At 66.3% G+C, this 18,739-nt stretch carries 16 protein-coding genes; 4 read left to right on the forward strand and 12 right to left on the reverse strand.

Annotated features, from left to right (window positions below):
- Window position 1: 1 nt before the first annotated feature.
- Window positions 2–1,864 carry a glutamine--fructose-6-phosphate transaminase (isomerizing) gene (gene glmS, locus AB0366_RS20450; protein WP_366245557.1) on the reverse strand — a complete coding sequence of 621 codons (1,863 nt, stop codon included), beginning with the start codon at window positions 1,862–1,864 and terminating at the stop codon, window positions 2–4.
- A 70-nt stretch (window positions 1,865–1,934) separates the two neighbouring features.
- On the opposite strand from glmS, the gene AB0366_RS20455 reads away from it, so the two are divergent.
- Window positions 1,935–2,825: a hypothetical protein gene (locus AB0366_RS20455; protein ID WP_366245611.1), complete on the forward strand. Its 891-nt coding sequence runs from the start codon at window positions 1,935–1,937 to the stop codon at window positions 2,823–2,825.
- Between the two features lie 22 nt (window positions 2,826–2,847).
- On the opposite strand, the gene AB0366_RS20460 is transcribed toward AB0366_RS20455, so the two are convergent.
- The 3 genes from AB0366_RS20460 to AB0366_RS20470 are packed head-to-tail and all read right to left on the reverse strand — an operon-like array spanning window position 2,848 to window position 5,200.
- Complete coding sequence (locus AB0366_RS20460; protein ID WP_366245558.1) at window positions 2,848–3,117, reverse strand: hypothetical protein; 270 nt, start codon at window positions 3,115–3,117, stop codon at window positions 2,848–2,850.
- Entirely contained in the window at window positions 3,114–4,898 is a 1,785-nt protein-coding gene (locus AB0366_RS20465; RefSeq protein WP_366245560.1) for a hypothetical protein, read from the reverse strand. Before AB0366_RS20465 ends, AB0366_RS20460 begins: the two co-directional genes overlap by 4 nt.
- Window positions 4,895–5,200: a type VII secretion target gene (locus AB0366_RS20470; RefSeq protein WP_366245562.1), complete on the reverse strand. Its 306-nt coding sequence runs from the start codon at window positions 5,198–5,200 to the stop codon at window positions 4,895–4,897. The genes AB0366_RS20465 and AB0366_RS20470 overlap by 4 nt, the downstream gene beginning before the upstream one ends.
- A gap of 152 nt (window positions 5,201–5,352) precedes the next feature.
- Between AB0366_RS20470 and AB0366_RS20475 the strand changes: the two genes are divergently transcribed.
- Window positions 5,353–6,393, forward strand: coding sequence for an LLM class F420-dependent oxidoreductase (locus AB0366_RS20475; RefSeq protein WP_366245563.1), 1,041 nt, complete (start codon window positions 5,353–5,355; stop codon window positions 6,391–6,393).
- Window positions 6,394–6,397: 4 nt separating this feature from the next.
- Here AB0366_RS20475 and glmM read toward each other — a convergent pair whose 3' ends face one another.
- The 8 genes from glmM to eccCa all read right to left on the reverse strand — a co-directional run bounded on the left by glmM (window position 6,398) and on the right by eccCa (window position 15,784).
- Window positions 6,398–7,753 carry a phosphoglucosamine mutase gene (gene glmM / locus AB0366_RS20480; RefSeq protein ID WP_366245564.1) on the reverse strand — a complete coding sequence of 452 codons (1,356 nt, stop codon included), beginning with the start codon at window positions 7,751–7,753 and terminating at the stop codon, window positions 6,398–6,400.
- Between the two features lie 106 nt (window positions 7,754–7,859).
- Complete coding sequence (rpsI, locus tag AB0366_RS20485) at window positions 7,860–8,384, reverse strand: 30S ribosomal protein S9 (protein WP_032397516.1); 525 nt, start codon at window positions 8,382–8,384, stop codon at window positions 7,860–7,862.
- The gene (gene rplM, locus AB0366_RS20490; protein WP_366245565.1) at window positions 8,381–8,824 is read right to left on the reverse strand and encodes a 50S ribosomal protein L13; all 444 of its coding nucleotides are present in this window, start codon (window positions 8,822–8,824) and stop codon (window positions 8,381–8,383) included. Before rplM ends, rpsI begins: the two co-directional genes overlap by 4 nt.
- A 199-nt stretch (window positions 8,825–9,023) precedes the next feature.
- Window positions 9,024–9,365 (reverse strand): TraR/DksA C4-type zinc finger protein, encoded by a 342-nt coding sequence (locus AB0366_RS20495; RefSeq protein WP_366245567.1) that lies wholly within the window; start codon window positions 9,363–9,365, stop codon window positions 9,024–9,026.
- Between the two features lie 97 nt (window positions 9,366–9,462).
- Window positions 9,463–9,744, reverse strand: a complete 282-nt coding sequence (locus AB0366_RS20500) for a WXG100 family type VII secretion target (protein WP_128645625.1) — start codon at window positions 9,742–9,744, stop codon at window positions 9,463–9,465.
- A 65-nt stretch (window positions 9,745–9,809) separates the two neighbouring features.
- A complete protein-coding gene (locus AB0366_RS20505; RefSeq protein WP_366245568.1) occupies window positions 9,810–10,175 on the reverse strand; it encodes a WXG100 family type VII secretion target in 366 nt (121 codons plus the stop codon).
- Between the two features lie 159 nt (window positions 10,176–10,334).
- Window positions 10,335–11,789 carry a type VII secretion-associated protein gene (locus AB0366_RS20510; RefSeq protein WP_366245569.1) on the reverse strand — a complete coding sequence of 485 codons (1,455 nt, stop codon included), beginning with the start codon at window positions 11,787–11,789 and terminating at the stop codon, window positions 10,335–10,337.
- Window positions 11,786–15,784, reverse strand: coding sequence for a type VII secretion protein EccCa (gene eccCa / locus AB0366_RS20515; RefSeq protein ID WP_366245571.1), 3,999 nt, complete (start codon window positions 15,782–15,784; stop codon window positions 11,786–11,788). Before eccCa ends, AB0366_RS20510 begins: the two co-directional genes overlap by 4 nt.
- A 232-nt stretch (window positions 15,785–16,016) precedes the next feature.
- Between eccCa and AB0366_RS20520 the strand changes: the two genes are divergently transcribed.
- Both AB0366_RS20520 and eccD read left to right on the forward strand, forming a co-directional pair.
- Complete coding sequence (locus AB0366_RS20520) at window positions 16,017–17,006, forward strand: LLM class flavin-dependent oxidoreductase (protein WP_366245573.1); 990 nt, start codon at window positions 16,017–16,019, stop codon at window positions 17,004–17,006.
- Window positions 17,007–17,131: 125 nt separating this feature from the next.
- Window positions 17,132–18,730 (forward strand): type VII secretion integral membrane protein EccD, encoded by a 1,599-nt coding sequence (gene eccD, locus AB0366_RS20525; RefSeq protein ID WP_366245574.1) that lies wholly within the window; start codon window positions 17,132–17,134, stop codon window positions 18,728–18,730.
- The last annotated feature ends 9 nt before the right edge of the window (window positions 18,731–18,739 follow it).

The following is an 18,739-nucleotide window of genomic DNA, read 5'->3' on the forward strand; positions in this document are numbered from 1 at the left end:
GCTATTCGACGGTGACGGACTTGGCCAGGTTGCGCGGCTTGTCCACGTCGTAGCCGCGCGCCTGGGCGACCTCGGCGGCGAACACCTGCAGAGGAATCGTCGACAGCAGCGGTTGCAACAGCGTCGAGGCCGCCGGGATCTCGATCAAGTTGTCCGCGAAGGGCCGCACTGCCTCGTCGCCCTCTTCGGCGATGACGACCGTTCGCGCACCACGCGCCTGGATCTCGCGAATGTTGCTCAGCATCTTCGAGTGCAACACCGCCCGACCCTTCGGCGACGGCATCACGATGATCACCGGAACGCCGTCCTCGATCAGCGCGATCGGACCGTGCTTGAGCTCGCCGGCCGCGAAGCCCTCCGCGTGCATGTACGCCAGCTCCTTGAGCTTGAGCGCGCCTTCGAGAGCAACCGGGTATCCGACGTGTCGGCCGAGGAACAGAATGGTCGTGGCCGTCGAGAGCTCGCGCGCGAGCGCCCGAACCGGTTCGACCGTCTCGAGCACCCGCTGCACCAACTCGGGCATCGCTTCGAGTTCGGCGAATTCACGCGCAACCTCGTCGGGATACTTGGTGCCGCGAGCCTGCGCCAACGCCAGCCCGACGAGGTAGTTCGCGGTCACCTGGGCGAGAAAGGCCTTGGTCGACGCGACGCCGATCTCCGGACCGGCCCGCGTGTAGAGCACGGCGTCCGCCTCGCGCGGAATCTGCGAGCCGTTGGTGTTGCACACCGCGAGAACCCGCGCCTTCTGGTCCTTGGCGTGCCGAACGGCTTCGAGAGTGTCCGCAGTCTCGCCGGACTGCGAGATGGCCACCACGAGGGTCGATCGATCGAGGACCGGGTCGCGGTAGCGGAATTCGCTGGCCAGTTCCACCTCGACCGGCAGCCGGGTCCAGTGCTCGATCGCGTACTTGGCGAGCAGGCCGGAGTGGTACGCGCTACCGCAGGCCACGACGAACACCTTGTCGACGTCGCGCAGCTCCTGATCGGACAGTCGCTGCTCGTCGAGCACGATTCGACCGTTGTCGAAGTGACCGAGCAATGTGTCCGCCACCGCTGCGGGCTGCTCCTGGATCTCCTTGAGCATGAAGTAGTCGTGGCCGCCCTTCTCGGCGGCTGCCAGATCCCAGTCGATTCGGAACGGACGCCCCTGCGCCTCGTTGCCCTCGAAATCGCTGATGTCGTAGCCGTCGGCGGTGATCACGACGACCTGGTCCTGGCCGAGTTCCACGGCGTCGCGGGTGTGCTCGATGAACGCAGCGACGTCGGACCCGAGGAACATCTCGCCCTCGCCGACACCGAGTACCAGGGGTGTGGAGCGACGAGCCGCGACGATCGTGTCCGCGTGATCGGAATGGGTGAACACCAGGGTGAACGCACCCTCGAGACGACGCAGAACTGCTTTCGCGCTGGCCACGAAGTCGCCCGCAGTCGGGCCTTCGGCGTAGGCACGCGAGACGAGATGGACGGCCACCTCGGTATCGGTGTCGGACAGGAATTCGATGCCGACTGCTTCCAGTTCGGCACGCAGCGGACCGAAGTTCTCGATGATTCCGTTGTGCACCACCGCAACGGTTCCTGACGCGTCCCGATGCGGGTGAGCGTTGCGGTCGGTGGGACGGCCGTGCGTCGCCCACCGGGTGTGACCCATTCCGGTGGTGCCGACGAACGTGTCGGTGCCGATGTCGTCCAGTTCCGCCTCGAGATTCGCCAGGCGACCGGCCTTGCGCTCGACTGCCGTCGCTCCCTCGCCGTCCAGAATGGCGATGCCCGCCGAGTCGTAACCCCGATATTCCATACGCCGAAGCGCCTCGACCACCACACCCAGAGCTGGGCGGTGGCCGACGTAACCCACGATTCCGCACATGGACAACCAGGGTACTCGGCAGGGCGCGCACGACCCATTCGCTCGGGTCGACGTGTCCGGTGTCCCCCTGATGCGCATCGATTCGGTAGCGTCATCTCTCGTGGCGAAACCGAAGAAGCTGGCATCTGCTCTCTCCAAGCGCGGCCCGCACAAGGTGCTCCGAGGCGACCTGGCCCTCGCCGGGCAACCCGGTGTCGTCTACACCCCCGCCGAGGGCTTCGGACTGCCCGGCGTGGCCTTCGCACACGGCTGGATGCTGCGTCCCAGCCATTACACCGACACCCTGAAGCATCTTGCGTCCTGGGGCATCGTGGTTGCGGCACCGGACACCGAGCGCGGTCTCGTACCGTCCCATCGCGGCCTCGCCACCGATCTGGGCACTGTGCTCGACATCATGACCGGCGTGCGTCTCGGCCCCGGCAACATCAGCGTGCATCCGGACAAACTCGCCACAGCAGGCCACGCAATGGGTGCAGGCACTGCGGTTCTTGCCGCCTCCCGGCGATCCGACATCAAGGCCGTCGCCGCGCTGTTCCCCGCACCGACGGCACCCTCGTCCGAGGACGCCGCCGCGGGCCTCACCGTGCCGGGACTCGTCGTCGGAGACAACTCGAACGCGGATTCGCTCACCGACAACTCGCTCGCGCTCGCCCAGGCCTGGAACGGACCGTCCATCCTGCGACGAATCGACGGCTCGACCGCGGACGGATTCGTCGAGGGCCGCCGGATCCTCGGCGCACTCGGTATCAACAAGCCCGACCGCAAGACTCAGCAACGCACCCGCGCGGTCCTGACCGCATTCCTGCTGTTCCACCTGACCGGTGACTCCGACTACGAGGAGCTGGCCGGAACAGCAGGAGAGATCGACGGCACCAGGGCGGTCGATCCGCACGCTCCGCTCGACGAGCAGCCCAAGCCCAAAGCCACAGCGTCGATCAAGGCGCTGCTCGGACGGGGCTAGTCCCGATCGTCACCGACCGGTGTCACACCAGCCAGGACCTCGGCCGTTCGTCGGGATCGGTCTCGACATGCGGAGTGGGTTCTCGCCGGTCCAGGTGAGCCGGCTGCAGCACCGAGCCCGACACCGGCTCGATGTCGGAGTCCGCGCCGCTCACATCGACTGAATTCCGTCCGGCTCGGTCGACTCCAGGAGCCTGGGCCCGACTCAACGCCTCGGCCGCCCGCGACATCGCGATTCGATGCTCGTCGCGTATTCGATGCAATTCCCGACGCCACCCGCTGTCGGTGCTCACAGCTCCCCTGCTTCACTCAGGCCCGCACCGGTTCCTGTGTCGGCGGGTTGCGCATCGGTGACCGGCCGGTCCGCAACTACCGGATGCTGCACCGCTGGCGGCTCGATGTCGGGTGATTCGGCTGGGCACTGCTCCTGTGCATTCGAATCGGCTTCGGATGGCGGCGCTGGTTCCGTCGCAGGCATGGGCACGGGTTCGGCGGCAACCACAGGTTCGGCAGCTGGGACGGGTTCCGCTGCAGCGACGGATTCGGCCGTGGGTACCGAATCGGACGGTAACGCTGCAGCAGAAGCCGGTGCGTCCACCGCGTCGGTGCCACCGGGAACCTCGACGATCTCGGGTAGGCCGAACGGTCCGATTCCGAGCTCGAACGAGCGTGTTCCGAGTCCAGGAGTCTCGAGTTCGAGGGTCACCGCACCGTCGTGCGTCAGCGCGATGCGGGCCCGATGCCCATCGAGCTCGGCCTCGAGATGACCACGCTCGTCGGTGGCCGCAGGCCACGGCTGCCCGGGCTGCGGCAGCGGTGCCGACTCGGGTCTCTGGTCGCCGCTCCCGTCCGGAGCAGCCTCCATCGTGTTGTCGTCACTGGCCCGGTTGTCGTCTGCGGTGTCGCCGGAGCTTTCGAGATCTCGACCGTCGATCGTCTCGGTCAGCGCATCGTCGACGCGGTCGATGATGCCGGCGACCACTCGATCCACGAGCCCGTCCAGAGAATCCTCCAGCTGGTCACCGACGGGACCGTCTTCGTTGACAGATCCGGACGGATCCACGCCGTCTGCTCCGACGGGCGCGTGGCCGCCGGGGAGTGACGCCGCCGGTCCGACCGCTGCGTCCCCGACCGCTGCCGAACCGACAGCCGCCGGTGCGGCTCCGGAACCGGTGGGTGCCGAACCGATCTCGGCCGAAGCCGGGTCTGCGGGCGAGCCGTCCGGCCCCGGCCACAGCGCTGATACTCCAGGTCCAATCGCCCAACCGCCCTCGTCGAGTTCGCCGAACGATGGCTCGTGGACACTGCCCAGAACGTCCACCACCAATGCCAGACAGCTTCGGACAGCGGTGTCCGTGGCTCCACATGCTCCGAGGACCGCCTCGCACGTACCTTGCACCCGCGGAACGAACTCGGTGTCGATCCAGCGCCTGCAGCGTTCGGCCACCTCGGCAGCGAACTCGTCGGAGACATCGCCGCCGCGCGCCCTGGCGTTCAGATCCTCGAAGGCAGACGCCAATCGTGGGAACACCGACTCTCGATCGACCGGGACGCAGTCGATTCCCGACGCAACCAGAATGGCGTCGATCTGGTCGACATCCTTGCCGTCCACCAGGTCGATGTCGATGCCGCCGACGAGCTCCGCCTTCTCGGTCACCGCGTCACGGAGCACGTCGACGGCCGCACACATCGTCTGATGAGAATCTTCGATCGACGCGAGGAACTGCGAAGCCTTTTCCTGTTCGGCCGACAGATAGGTCTGCACCGCCTCCCCCGCATCACCGTGCCAGCGCAACTGCAGGACCCGGCGAAGTTGAATCTGCTCCTCGAGTTGATCGGCGAGTACTGCGGACACCGCCCCGACGGCGTCGGCATCGTCTCCGAGCGCACCCAGGTTGAGTCCGCGCTGCTCGTCGTACCTGGCGCACACGTCCTGATACTGCGGGACGTCGACGCCCGGAACACGGCCGGCCAGCGGCAGGAAGCGCTCGAAATACAGCAGTCCTTCTGCGTTCGCATCGAGAATCTCGTCGATCGACGCCTCGTCGCCGGACGAGGCCGGAGGAGGTGTCACCGGTGTGACTCGATCGCGTACGCGGTGGCGTCGTCCTGTTGCTCGTACTCGTTCATCGCGGTGGTGAGGGCATCGGAAATGTCGTCGACCGAGGACCTCCATGCCCGGACGGCACGCCCGAGCCCGAGGTGCGCCTGCGAGTAGGCAGCGCCGAGGTCACCGTAGTTCCGTCCGGCCCCGGCTGTACCGAAGCCTGCGTCGGCAACGGAATCGGCGGCGTCGCCGAGCGCCTCCGCAGACACCGCCAATGCATCTGCCACGCCGCGAACTCGGTCTGCGTCCACCCGAACTCCGTCGCTCATACGTTCCCGTTCCCCCCTCGAAGTGCCCCTATCTCACTATGACGTGCGCCGACTCACATCGGTTCCCCAGGGAGCGGTAACGTCCCGATGTGAAATGTCCGTAACAGGTACCTGAAGTGGCTGCACCAGCTGCTCACCGAACGAGGAGTCCCATGCACATCGGAACGATGCTGAACTACAGCGGTGGTTTCAACGAGACCGTTGCCGAGGTCGCCGAGCTCGAGAAGGCAGGTCTCGACATCATTTTCGTGCCCGAGGCCTACTCGTTCGACGCCGTCAGCCAACTCGGATTCCTCGCGGCCAAGACGAGCACGATCAAGATCGCGTCCGGCATCTTCCAGATCTACACCAGGACACCGTCACTGACCGCGATGACCGCCGCCGGTCTCGACTACGTCTCCGATGGCCGGTTCGTACTCGGACTGGGTGCATCGGGACCGCAGGTCGTCGAGGGCTTCCACGGCGTCAAGTACGACGCACCGATCGCCAGGACCCGCGAGGTCATCGAGATCTGCCGCCAGGTCTGGCGCCGCGAGAAGGTGCAGCACCAGGGCAAGTACTACCAGATCCCGCTGCCGGCCGACAAGGGAACCGGCCTGGGCAAGCCACTGAAGCTGATCAATCATCCTGTGCGCGATCGCATTCCGGTCGTCATTGCCGCACTCGGACCCAAGAACGTCGAACTCACCGCCGAGATCGCCGAAGGCTGGCAGCCCATCTTCTACTTCCCGGAGAAAGCCGCCGACGTGTGGGGCGATTCGCTCGCCGCAGGCAAGGCCAAGCGTGACCCGTCACTAGGCGAACTCCAGGTCTTCGCCAGTCCCACCCTCGCCATCGGCGAGGATGCGGAGAAGTACCTCCCCTGGGTCAAGCCACACCTGGCGCTGTACATCGGCGGCATGGGAGCCAAGGGCAAGAATTTCTACAACTCCCTGGCTCAGCGATACGGGTACGAGGCCGAAGCCGAGAAGATCCAGGACCTGTACCTGGCCGGCAAGAAGGAGGAGGCCGCTGCGGCAGTTCCCGACGAGCTCGCACGCGCGGTCAACCTCATCGGACCGGAAAGCTTCGTCAAGGAGCGAGTGGCAGCCTTCGCCGAAGCAGGTGTCACCACTCTCAATGTCGCGCCGCTCGCCGACAACACCGCAGGACGCGTCGCGCAGCTGACCGCACTGCGCGAACTGACCGCCTGAGACGTCAGACCGACGCGACCCGGCCCGCCAGCTCTTCGGCGAGCCGGGTCGCGACGTCGAGTTCGGACGCTTCGACCATCACCCGCACCAACTGTTCGGTACCACTGGGGCGCAACAGAACTCGACCCGATTCCCCGAGTTCGCGCTCGGCCGACGCCACGGCGTCCGATACCGACGGTGCAGACGCCACCGCTGCTTTGTCGGAGACGCGCACGTTGATCAGCACCTGCGGCAATGTCCGCATGGCCGACGCCAGATCCGCGAGCGAACGCCCGGTCTGCGCCATCCGCTCCATCAGTCGCAGGGCAGTGGCGATCCCGTCTCCGGTCGTTCCGACCGCGGGCAGCACGACGTGTCCACTCTGCTCGCCGCCGAGCGCGAAGCCGCCGCGGCGCAGCTCCTCGAGCACGTACCGATCTCCGACTGCTGTGGTACGCAACGTGATTCCGGCCTCGCGCATCGCAATGTGCAGACCGAGGTTGCTCATCACCGTCGCGACCAACGTGTCGTCGGTCAAGTGGCCGGCGTCGTGCATCGCGATGGCCAGTACCGTCATGATCGCGTCGCCGTCCACCACGGAACCCGACGCATCGACGGCAAGGCATCGGTCTGCGTCTCCGTCGTGCGCGATACCGAGGTCGGCGCCATGCTCCACGACGGCCTTCTGCAAGCCCTCGAGGTGCGTCGACCCGCACCCGTCGTTGATGTTCAGACCGTCGGGTTCTGCATTGATCGCCACGACCGTCGCGCCGGCCCGCCGGTAGATCTCGGGCCCGACGACCGAGGCGGCACCGTGCGAGCAATCCACCACGACGGTCACACCGTCGAGTCGATGCGACACCGATCCGGCGAGATGCTCGATGTAGCGCGCCGCGGCGTCGTGCGCGAGCTCGATACGGCCGATCGCGGCACCGGTGGCGTCGAATGGCTGTGCGTCGTTCCGGGAGCGCCCCTCGGGATCGAGGGCAGCTTCTATCCGGTCTTCGACGTCGTCGTCCAGCTTGTGCCCGCCCGCGGCGAAGATCTTGATTCCGTTGTCGGGCATCGCATTGTGGGATGCAGAGATCATCACACCGAGCGCCGCGTCGTATTCGGCGGTGAGGTAGGCGACTGCGGGTGTGGGCAGTACTCCGACGTCGATCACGTCGACCCCCGATGCGGTGAGTCCGGCGGAAACGGCTGCGCTCAGCATCGCCCCGCTCACTCGCGGATCACGACCGACCACTGCCACAGCCCTGACGCCGTCGACGTTCGGTGCCAACACGGCGGCTGCGGCGCGCGCGATCCTCAACGCCAGCTCAGCGGTCAGAACCCCGCCCGCCAGTCCCCGAACTCCGTCGGTGCCGAACAATCGCGCCATGAACCAAGAACCCCTTCGAGGGAGAGAATGTGGTGGGAAATGCCTCGAGGGCAGGCGTCCGATACTGCTGGATGCCTGCCCTCGAGGATGAAACGGGTAAGACGCGTCAGCGCTTGGAGTACTGCGACGCCTTACGGGCCTTCTTCAGGCCGTACTTCTTGCGCTCGACTGCACGCGCGTCACGCGTGAGGTAGCCCGCGGCCTTGAGCGGCGGGCGATCGTCGGGTGCGAGTTCGATCAGTGCGCGCGAGATGGCCAGACGCAGTGCGCCTGCCTGTCCCGACGGTCCGCCACCGTGCAGCAGCGCGACGATGTCGAAGGACTCTGCGCGGTCCACCAGAACGAGCGGAGCCTTGATCAGCTGCTGGTGCACCTTGTTGGGGAAGTAATCCTCCAGGGTGCGGCCGTTGAGCTTGAATCCGCCGGTGCCCGAGGACAACCGAACGCGAGCGACGGCTTCCTTACGGCGACCGACGGTCTGGATCGGGCGATCGAACACGATCGGGGCCGGAGCGGCCGCAGCTTCGATGTCCGAGACCACCTCGGGATCTTCGACTGCCACGAACTCGTCGGCGGCGATCTCTTCGATGTTCTCCTGCGACGTCACGTCATTTCCCTCCGGCGCCGTCACTGGGACACCTGCTTGATCTCGAACGGAACGGGCTGCTGAGCGGCATGCGGGTGGTTCGGTCCCGCGTAGACCTTCAGCTTGCTCGCGATGGCACTACCGAGCTTGTTCTTGGGGATCATGCCGACGACGGCCTTCTCCACGAGACGATCGGGGTTGCTCTCGAGGACCTGACGGGTCGAGCGCGACTTCAGACCGCCCGGATGGCCGGAGTGGTGGTGGTGGAACTTGCCGTCGAGCTTGTTGCCGCTGATGGCAACCTTCTCGGCGTTGATGATGACGACGAAGTCGCCACCGTCGACGTTGGGTGCGTAGGTGGGCTTGTGCTTACCGCGGAGCAGAGTCGCGGCCTGGACGGCGAGGCGTCCGAGCACGACGTCCGTGGCGTCGATCACATGCCACGTCTGGGTGGTGTCCCCGGCCTTCGGGGCGTAAGTAGACACAGAAAATTCCTGTCTTCATGATGTCGCTGCTGGCCAAGACGAGTGGATGCCCTCGGCGGCCAGTTGAGACCCGAGGACAAGGGCTCGATACGCACATCAGTACGCGGCGAGCCCATACACGCCAACGGGGAACGATACCGGGAGCGGACGCCCAGGTCAAAACGCCTCCGCTCGCCGACCCCTCCGCTCGCCGACGTCGTCAGCGCAGGCGCACACACTGCATGCATCGACGGGCAGCGGGCAGCGCCTCGAGCCTGATCGCCGGGATCTCGCTTCCGCACCGCTCACAGGAACCGTACGTCCCGGCCGTGAGCCGCGAGACCGCCGCGTCGATCTCGCGAATCTCGGATTCGGTGTCGGTGATGAGCGCCGCGATCTTCGCTCGCTCGAACGCAATCGTCGACCCCTCGGGATCGTGCTCGTCGTCGTCGGTGGTCAGCCGCGATCCTTCGATCACCGACGCCAGTTCGGCCCGAAGAGACGCCAGTCGATGCTCGGCACGAGACCGCTCGACCCCCAGTACTGCTCCGAAGTCCGTCACCGCACCAGTAGACACCGCGACGGACCGGCATGCGACGAAACGACGTCTGCCCCGACCGATGTTCTCGGCCGGGGCAGATGCCTGTTGTCGAGACAGGTCAGCGAGCCATCCGCGCCTTGTTGGCCATCTCGACGCCGTGCATCGTCTCGCCACCGGTGCGGGCGGCCGCGACCAGGCTCGACAGAATGAGGTTGAGCTCGTCGGATGCAGAGGTCCACTGACGCTGCAGCTCGTAGTAGGACGTCATCGCGTCACCCTCCCAGGACTGGTAGAGCCGCTTCGCGGTGCTGTCCACGTCCCCGAGCAGGTCCTTGGTCACGTTCGCCTGCTTGTTCATCGCCTCGGTCAGCGCCGCGATCTGCGCGAAGTCGTATTTCATGTCGGATCGGTCTCCTTGGTCGAGCGTGGTCGTGTGGATTGTCGTGTGGTCACCGGATGCGACGTTCACTTGAACGAGGACAGTCCCGAGTTCAGGGATCCGGCCACCTGGTTCACGGCGGACACGTTGTCGTCGTCGGCGTCCGAGTAACCGTGGCCGTTGGTCTTGATGTCCGCGGAGATCTGCTCGAGCGCACTCCGCATCTTCTGCGCACTGGTGTCCCACTGGGCCATGACGTCCTGGAAGGACTTGCCTGCCTTGCCGACCCACGCCTCGGCGGTCTGCTCGACGATCGAGCGGACGGCCGAATTGGACGCGTTGAACGACACGCTCAGACCTTCGATCGTGGCTCCGGCAGCGACGAGCTCCTGCGGTGTGACCGTGACGCCGTTCGACGAACCCGTAGCTTCCGGTCCCCCTGGATATCCCACTTCGACTCCTTGTCTTCGATACTCGATTCACATGCACCCGCGGTACACGTGCTGCTCGACCGAGAGGCCACTGTCGGCCCGCTCACTCCCCTACATCTCCTTTGACGCAACGACACCTCGATTCGGTTCCGGCCGTACGCGAAAAACTGTGGGCGGCTCTCACGACGCCGGGACGATCTCCAACGTCTGCGTTGCCTGCCCGCATTCGGCGTCGATCACCGTCGCGTCCTCTCCCTCGAACTGGCAACCGATGCTGACCTGTAGGTCCGACTCGACGAACACGCGCCAGAGCACCGTCGAGTCGTCGATCGGTCTCTCGGTGTAGGCGATCCCGACGCGGCCGCCGAAATCGCGGGTGGGTTCGAGAGATCCGATGGTGGAATCCGGCCCACGTGCATCGATGGCCGACCGAAGCTCGTCGGCAACCTGCTCCTGTGTCGAACCCGGCAACAGGTCGGCCACGGTGACGACGATCCGACGCTCGGGCGGGGTCGGCGGAATCAGCACCATGCGGTCCGGGTCGTCCACCTTCGTCCAGGTACCCGGCAACCGCATCGAGACCCGCCCGGACACGAACGTCATCGTCTCGACCGGCGTCGGCACAGCGGTCGTCGTTGAAAGTGGCGGTTCGACGAGGGACGGCGTAGAACCCGGGGACTCGACAGACGAAAAGGGTTGCGCCGCAGCAATATCGAAACTACTCGGAGGCTGTCCGGTGAAATACACAGCTGCGCAGACTATTGCGATAGCCGCTGCCGCGGCGCCCACTGCCACGAGCACTGGTGGACGTCGCTTCTCCCGCGGCCGCGGCGGTGCGGTGACGTCGTCGAGCCATGCCGCCGATCGCGTCGTCGCCGCACGGACCGACGGTGCCGGGACGAGATCCGCCCCGGCTCGCCGGTACAGCGACTTGGCGACATCGAGTCCGGTCAGCCATTGCGTGGGGTGATCGACGACGAGATCCGCTCCGGCGCGGGGTGCCCCCACCACGTACACCTCGTCGGGGCAGTGCGTGACCGACGACCGAACGTACTCCCCGACCGCTCGTCGCCAACCGTCGTCGTCGCCCGTACCGAACGGCAGGATCGCGCCGGTGTCTCCGCCGTGCGCCCCCGATTCGTCGAGGACGACGACGGACGTATCGAGAGCCCCGACTTCGACGACCACTGCGGCGGACGGCGCGCGTTCACCCGACCACGACAGGGCGGCCTCGGCCGTCTCCACGAGCACCACCTCGTTCGCCGAGGTCGCAAACATCGCGCGAACGATGCCCGAGCGCTGCTCACCCCAGGTCGACGGATACGCGATCTCGAGCACGTCGAGTCGGTCGTGCACCCCGGCACCCTGCAGGGCCGACCACACGATTCCGTGGAGTACCGCCTCCCGGTCCCACACCGTGCTCCCCACCGGGATCGACGCATCGTCGATGCAGAGCAGAGGCGGAATCTCGTCCCCCGCCGTGCTCAGGCCGAACACCAGACGGCCACCCTCCACCGTGGCGAACGCCGATCCGACGCTTTCTCTCGGACCCTCGAAGGCTCCGCCCGTGGCGACGACGGAGATCTCCGTGTAGCCCAGATGCACTGCGGCATAACGCCACGAGGGGCTCGTCAACTCGAATGTCCGAGCTGAACGAGTGCTTGGCCCGAGCGGTCGACGAATACCCCACGTCCGGGCGGCATGGCACTGGGACGGACCGTCCCGAGCAGGTTCCCCTCGTCGCGGCTTCCGCTCATGACCAGTCCCGGCGTCACCAGATCGCGCAACCGTCCGATCACCGGGTCGAACAGCGCCCGGCCTGCTCCGCCGGAACGACGCGCCACGATGATGTGTAGCCCGATGTCTCGCGCGTGGGGAAGGTGTTCCACCAACGGGGCCAACGGATTTCCCGACGATGTGGCGACCAGGTCGTAATCGTCGACGACGACGAACACCTCGGGGCCGCTCCACCACGACCGCTCGCGAAGCTGCTGCTGGGTCACGTCTGCACCTGGCATGCGATCGGACATCCGGCCGGCGAGGTCGACGAGCATGGCCGTCAGCGTCGCCTGCGAGGCCGCGTACCCGGCCAGATGCTCGGAATCGACGGTGCCGAGCAGAGTTCGGCGGTAGTCCGCGACGATGAGTTTGACGCTGTCGGACGAGTTCGCCTCGACGAGCGATCGACAGATTCCGCGCAACAGAGAAGTCTTGCCGCACTCGCTGTCGCCGAACACGACGAAGTGTGGATTCTCCGCGAAATCGACCACGACCGGTGCCAGTTCGGCCTCGTCGATGCCGATGGGAACTCCGAGCTCCGGGATACCGCCACGGGTTCGTGGCCACGCATCACCGAGCTGATCGAGAACCGCGGATCGTTCGAGCAGCTCCGGCAGCATCCGCACCGGCGGCGCTGGGGTTCCCGCAGATGCGGCCGCGATCGCGGCGACCGACTCACCGACTGCGCGAGACAGGTCGTCGACGGAGCAGACGTCGTCCACCCGTGGAAGTGCGATCAGCAGATGCAGTCCGTCTCTGGTCATGCCCCGGCCCGGCCGCCCCTCGGGAACGCTCGCCGCCTTGGCTCGGCCCATGTCCGAATCCGACGGATCTCCCAGCCGCAGTTCCAGTCTGGTGCCGATCAGGTCCTTGGTCGCAGGCCGAACTTCCGCCCACCGAGACGCGGTGAGGATCAGATGCAGACCGAAGGCGAGGCCCTGCGTCGTCAAGGTGGCGATCTGCTGTTCGAGGCTCTCGAAATCGGACCTGATGGACGGCCAACCGTCGATGACGAGAAAGACGTCGCCGAACCGATCCTCGGGGTCGACGGGTTGCGTTGCACGTCGACGTCGGAATTCCGCCATGGAGTCGATCCCGCGATCACGGAATGTCTTCTCTCGCTGCCGAACGATGCCGGCGACCTCGGCCACGGTCCGCCGAACCCGATCGACATCGAGCCGGTTGGCCACCGATCCGACGTGCGGCAGATCGGCCAGCCCGGCCAGCGTTCCGCCGCCGAAATCCAAGCAGTAGAACTGGACCTGCGCGGGTGAATGCGTCATCGCGAGAGCCAGAATCAAGGACCGAAGCGCCGTCGACTTTCCCGATTGCGGGGCACCGACGATGGCGACGTGGCCCGCAGCACCGGACAGATCGACGGTCAGCAGATCGCGGCGCTGATCGAAAGGCCGGTCGATGATGCCGATCGGGGCACGCAGGGCGGCGAGCGGACCGATGCGCTCGGTCAGAACCGATCCGGGCAGCAACCGGTTCAACGTCGGTGCGGTGTCCAACGGCGGCAACCACACCTCGTGGGCCGGCATTCCGCGACCCCGGATTCGTCCGACGACCACGTCGAGCACCGTCGCACCGGTGCCCTCGGAGTCGACCGGATCGGGTTCTGTTTCGGGGACAGTGGCAGCCTCGATGCGCCCGAGGTCGATGGAGTCGAGCGGTACCGCGTAGGCGGTGAAGGGTTTCGGCCTGATATCGCCTCCGAGCGAGGGCCGCGCGCCAGGACCGGAACGCGGCGGCGAGTACGGACCGGAAACGTACGCCGCAGCGAACCTGACGATCTCGGCCGAATCGCACTTGAGGTAGCCCGCACCCGGTTGCGCAGGCAGGTGATAGGCGTCGGGAACTCCGAGCACCGATCGAGACTCGTTCGCGGAGAACGTCTTCAGGCCGATTCGGTACGACAGGTGACTGTCGAGACCGCGCAACTTTCCCTCTTCTAGGCGCTGACTGGCGAGCAGCAGGTGCATGTGCAGAGAACGTCCGAGTCGGCCGATCGCGACGAACAGCTCGGCGAATTCCGGTTGCTGACTGAGCAATTCCGAGAACTCGTCGACCACCACGAACAGGGCGGGCATCGGTGCCAGATCCGCTCCCGCGGCTCGCGCCCTCTCGTAGTCGGAAACGTTCGCGAAGTTGCCGGCCGAGCGCAGCGACTCCTGCCGCCGGTTCATTTCGCCGGCCAACGCGTCGCGCATTCGATCCACCAACGCCAAGTCCTCGGACAGGTTGGTGATGACCGCGGCCACGTGCGGTGCCGACTCCAGGCCCGCGAACGTCGCTCCGCCCTTGAAGTCGACGAGCACCAGGTTCAGCTGTTCCGGCGAGTGAGTCGACACCAAGCCCAGCACGAGCGTGCGAAGAAACTCCGATTTTCCGGAACCCGTTGCCCCGATACACAATCCGTGAGGTCCCATACCGTTCTCGGCGGATTCCTTCAGATCGATCTCGACGGCGCTGCCGTCGGGGGCGACCCCGATCGGTACCCGCAGCCTCTCGCGTCCGCGCCGCATCGTCCACGCGCGGTCCGTGTCGAGTGCACCGACATCGGCGATACCGACCAGGCTGTTCCATCCCGAGATCGGGACTCCGCCGTCGTCGACGACGTCGACCACCGACGAAGACGACGGCGCACGATACGGCGACAGGCGTCGAGCCACGGTGTGCGCCTGGGTGGTGCTCATGGAATCCGCGACGGCGAACACCTCGACCGTGGTTCCGCTGACCGCCCCGATCGATCCGTTCTCGGCGAACAGCTGAAGGCCACGCGATGCAGCGAGTCTTGGGCACAGGCCGGACAGATCGATGATCGTGACGGAATCGAGGCCCGTGTCGGTGAGATCGGTCGATCGGTTGTCCAGAAGCCCGCCGTCAACCACGATCACCAACTGCACGACGCCTGCAACCGGCACAGCTCCGCGCGCAAACCGATTTCGCATCGACAGCACGTCGCCGAGCGCGCCCTCGAGTTCGAGGAAGCTGCCGAAGATCATCCGAGCGGACCCGGCCCCGTCGCGCAGAGCGTCGTGCTGGGTGTGCGGAAGCCACTTTGCCCACTCCCACTGCTGCACGGTGTCCGGACCGCAGACGATCGCGACAGCGACGTGGTCGGGTCCGTGAAAGCTGCACAGCGAGGCCAACATCGCGCGCACCATCGCCCGGGCGTCGTCTCGATCTCCCGCGATGGACAGCGCCGCGAATCCCCGCAGTGACACCGCAGTCGGCAGTGCGGCAACCACCGAATGCGCCCGCACGAATCGGCGCAGAGACACGGCCGAGACGGGTTCGAGTTCTTCCACCGGCCCGGTCTCCGGCGGAACCAGTCGAGTGGCAAGCCGCTGATCCCCACGGCCGACGCGTACGTGCGCGAAATCCGGATCCGCCAGTCGCCGTTCCCACATGCGCTCGGTTCCGGCGATCGACCACAACGTCTCGGGGGCCGGGTGACTCCATTCGAGGGCTCTGCGTTGAGCGCGCTCGGTCTCGGCGACGTCGCGGCGGAGCTGATCCAGATAGCGGAGGTAGTCCTTGCGGTCCTCGTTCGCCTCGGCCGTGCGCGCGCCGCCCGACTTCCCGCCGCCGGCCATCATCCCCACCATGGACATCAGCATCATGGCCGGGAACATCAACATCATCGGGTTAGCCGCTGCACCGGAGGTGAACATCAGCGCGACCATCCCGACCATCGCGGCAACCATCACCAGCGGCATCAGCTTCATCAGCAGGTTGCCCGGCACCGCGCGCGGGATCTCGGGCGGCGGCTGAAGGGTGACTTCCCCGCCAGGAGATCGAGGTACTTCCCGTCGGGCACCGCGAACGAAACGCACGGTACTCATCGATCCGCCCCCACGGCTACGCCCCCAGAACTGCATCGCGGCAGCCTCCCCCCGAGGCCGCAGGACGACAGGCTAACGCATCGAAGACCGAGCGGTCCACAGCTGCCGTCGCGTCCGTCGGAAGAACGAACTGCCGGTCGGTCCGACGAGAAATAGAACGCTGCCCGACGCCGTTGCACCTTGATGTGGCTTTCCGGCTGCGTGCTCCACGAACGAAAGGCTGGCCCCAACCGTGTCCGTACCCCTGTCCATCCTCGATCTCGCTCATGTGGGCGAGGGCGAAACAGTCCGCGACAGCTTCGATGCAAGCGTCACACTCGCTCAGCATGCCGAGAACTGGGGATACCGACGCATCTGGTACGCCGAGCACCACAACATGAAGACGATCGCGTCGTCGGCCACGTCGGTTCTCATCGCACACGTCGCTGCCAACACCGAGCGAATCCGGCTCGGATCCGGCGGGATCATGCTTCCCAATCACGCGCCGCTGACCATCGCCGAGCAGTTCGGCACCTTGGCAACGCTGCACCCGGGACGAATCGATCTGGGTCTGGGCCGCGCCCCCGGCAGCGACCAGGTGACGATGCGGGCGATGCGGCGCGATCCCGCGTCGGCCGATCGCTTTCCCCAGGACGTTCAGGAACTGCAGGGCTACCTGTCGTCCGAGTCCCTGATCCCCGGAGTGAGCGCGACTCCCGGCGCAGGTACCGAGGTGCCGCTGTACATCCTGGGGTCGTCGCTCTTCGGCGCGCAGCTCGCCGCAGCACTCGGCCTGCCCTTTGCTTTCGCCTCGCACTTCGCACCCGACGCCCTCGAACAAGCCGTCGAGATCTATCGACGGGACTTCCGACCGTCCGCGCAACTGTCGGAGCCGCACCTGATCGTGGGTGTCAACGTGATCGCGGCCGATTCGCTGGCCGAGGCACAGGCGCAGTTCCTGCGGACCAAGCGCAGTCGCGTGAGCCTGCTGCTTGGCCGCGGTCGGACCTTCACCGACGAGGAAGCCGACATGGTCCTCGAAGCGCCTGCGGGCCAACAGATCGCGAAGATGACCAAGTACTCGGCGGTCGGCACTCCGGACATGGTGAAGGACTACCTCGATCGATTCGCCGAACGCACCGGGGCCGACGAGCTGATCGTCGCGTCCGGTGTGTCCGACCGCGCATCGTGGCTTCGCTCGTTCGAGTTGCTCGCACAGGTGAGTGATCTGGTTCCTGCCTGAGAGCTGCGCACATCGGCAGATCCCGACGGGCGATTGCTTGTCGCCGCGATGTCGTAAGGTTTGGACACCGATGCCCACTGGGGCGGGCATCGGCACGCGAATCGCACGTATCCGGGGGGATCTTCATGACACGCGCCGACAGCCGTCCATCGGCCGGCATTGCGCCGTCACGCACGGCACCTGCCGATCCGACACAGTCACCCGCCGCGGCGGACGCGAGTCGGCGGGCATCGGGTGCACAGGCCGTCTTCGCGCAGGAAGTCTGTCGGGTGACGGTGCTGGCCAGGTCCACGCAAGTGGACATGGCGCTGCCGGTGGACGTTCCGGTATCGCTTCTCGTTCCGGGAATCGTCGACATGATTGCGGCGGGAGTGGAGCCCGCGGAACGACCCATGAGAGCGGGAGTCCTGCCCGGTTCGGGGCGCGGTGAGCCGAGCGACGGGGATCCCGCGTCGGACGGGTTGCCCGTTGCGTGGACGCTCGCGCGGATCGGGTTTCCACCGTTGTCGCCGACTGCGACGTTGGCCGAGCTGTCGGTGCGCGACGGGGAGTTGCTCGTGCTGGGTGTGGCCGAGTGGCCCGCGCCGGTTCCGCTGTTCGACGACCTCATGTATTCCGTTGCGCGGTCGGGTAGTGACGATGTTCCGCACTGGACTGCGCGTACGGCGCGCACAGTGGGTTCGGTGGTCACCGGTCTGCTGGTGTTGCTGGCGTGCGCGGTGGTGTTGCGTGGGCCGATCCAGGCGGGATCCGAGCACGTCGGCAGTCTCGTCGAGGGGCTTGCTGCCGTCACTGCGTCGATTCTCTTCGCGATTGCGGGGGTGATTCTGGGGCGGGTGTATCACCAGTACGCCGTCGCTGTCCTCTTCGGCGGATGTGCCGTCGCGCTGATGTTCACCGGCGGAACTGTGCTGGTGCCCGGGCAGTTCGGTGCAGCTCAGCTGATGCTGGGTTCGGCCATGGCCGGCGCTGTTGCTCTGCTGTCCCTTCGTATCGGCGGGACCGGGTTCGCTGTGTTCACCGCTGCGATCGTGCTCGCACTCATGACGTTCGCTGCTTCGGTGTGCACACTGTTCACCACCATGCCGCAGCCGACCATCGGCACTGCGGCTGCTCTCACCGGCCTGGCGGGAATTGCGCTCTCTGCCCGAGTGTCGATGATGCAGGCCAAGTTGCCGCTTCCCCCGGTTCCCACCGCAGGAGCACCGTTGGACACGGTCGAGGAAGCCGAACTCGACGCGATCTCGTTCGCCGATCTGCAAGTCGCCGCAGCCCGAGCGCGTAGCTATCTGACCGGCCTGTTGTCGGCGTTCACCGTCGCCGTGGTGGCGGGCGTGCTCGTTGCGGCGGCAGCCGATTCCGACGGTGGCGTGCGGTGGCCTGCGGTCGCGCTCGCGGGATTGTGTGCGCTCGTCCTGCTGCTGCGTGGACGCACCTATGCGGTGGTAACACACGCTGTCCCGCTGGTCGCAGGCGGAACGACGATTCTGCTGGCGCTTGTCGTCGGTGCGGTCGTTGCGTTACCCGAAAATGCTCTTGCCTTGTTCGGTGTGGCACTGGCCGGTGCGGTGACGGCATCGATCTTCGGGGCATACGTGCCCACACGCACGTACTCGCCGGTGATGCGCCGGTCGGCCGAACTGCTCGAATATGCCACCATCGCCCTGGTCATTCCGATCGCAGTGTGGGTGTGCGGTCTGTACAGCGTCGTCCGCGGGCTGTGACGCCGCGCA

The organism is Rhodococcus sp. NPDC076796 (assembly GCF_040702765.1).
In the GTDB taxonomy this organism is placed as follows: Bacteria; Actinomycetota; Actinomycetes; order Mycobacteriales; family Mycobacteriaceae; genus Rhodococcoides.

Bases quoted from the DNA above. Each gene is read 5' to 3' on its own strand.
- eccD (WP_366245574.1), top strand. From the start codon at position 17,132: ATGACACGCGCCGACAGCCGTCCATCGGCCGGCATTGCGCCGTCACGC.
- glmM (WP_366245564.1), bottom strand. From the start codon at position 7,753: ATGGCGCGATTGTTCGGCACCGACGGAGTTCGGGGACTGGCGGGCGGG.
- eccCa (WP_366245571.1), bottom strand. From the start codon at position 15,784: ATGAGTACCGTGCGTTTCGTTCGCGGTGCCCGACGGGAAGTACCTCGA.
- AB0366_RS20500 (WP_128645625.1), bottom strand. From the start codon at position 9,744: ATGAAATACGACTTCGCGCAGATCGCGGCGCTGACCGAGGCGATGAAC.
- AB0366_RS20470 (WP_366245562.1), bottom strand. From the start codon at position 5,200: ATGAGCGACGGAGTTCGGGTGGACGCAGACCGAGTTCGCGGCGTGGCA.
- AB0366_RS20455 (WP_366245611.1), top strand. From the start codon at position 1,935: ATGCGCATCGATTCGGTAGCGTCATCTCTCGTGGCGAAACCGAAGAAG.
- glmS (WP_366245557.1), bottom strand. From the start codon at position 1,864: ATGTGCGGAATCGTGGGTTACGTCGGCCACCGCCCAGCTCTGGGTGTG.
- AB0366_RS20475 (WP_366245563.1), top strand. From the start codon at position 5,353: ATGCACATCGGAACGATGCTGAACTACAGCGGTGGTTTCAACGAGACC.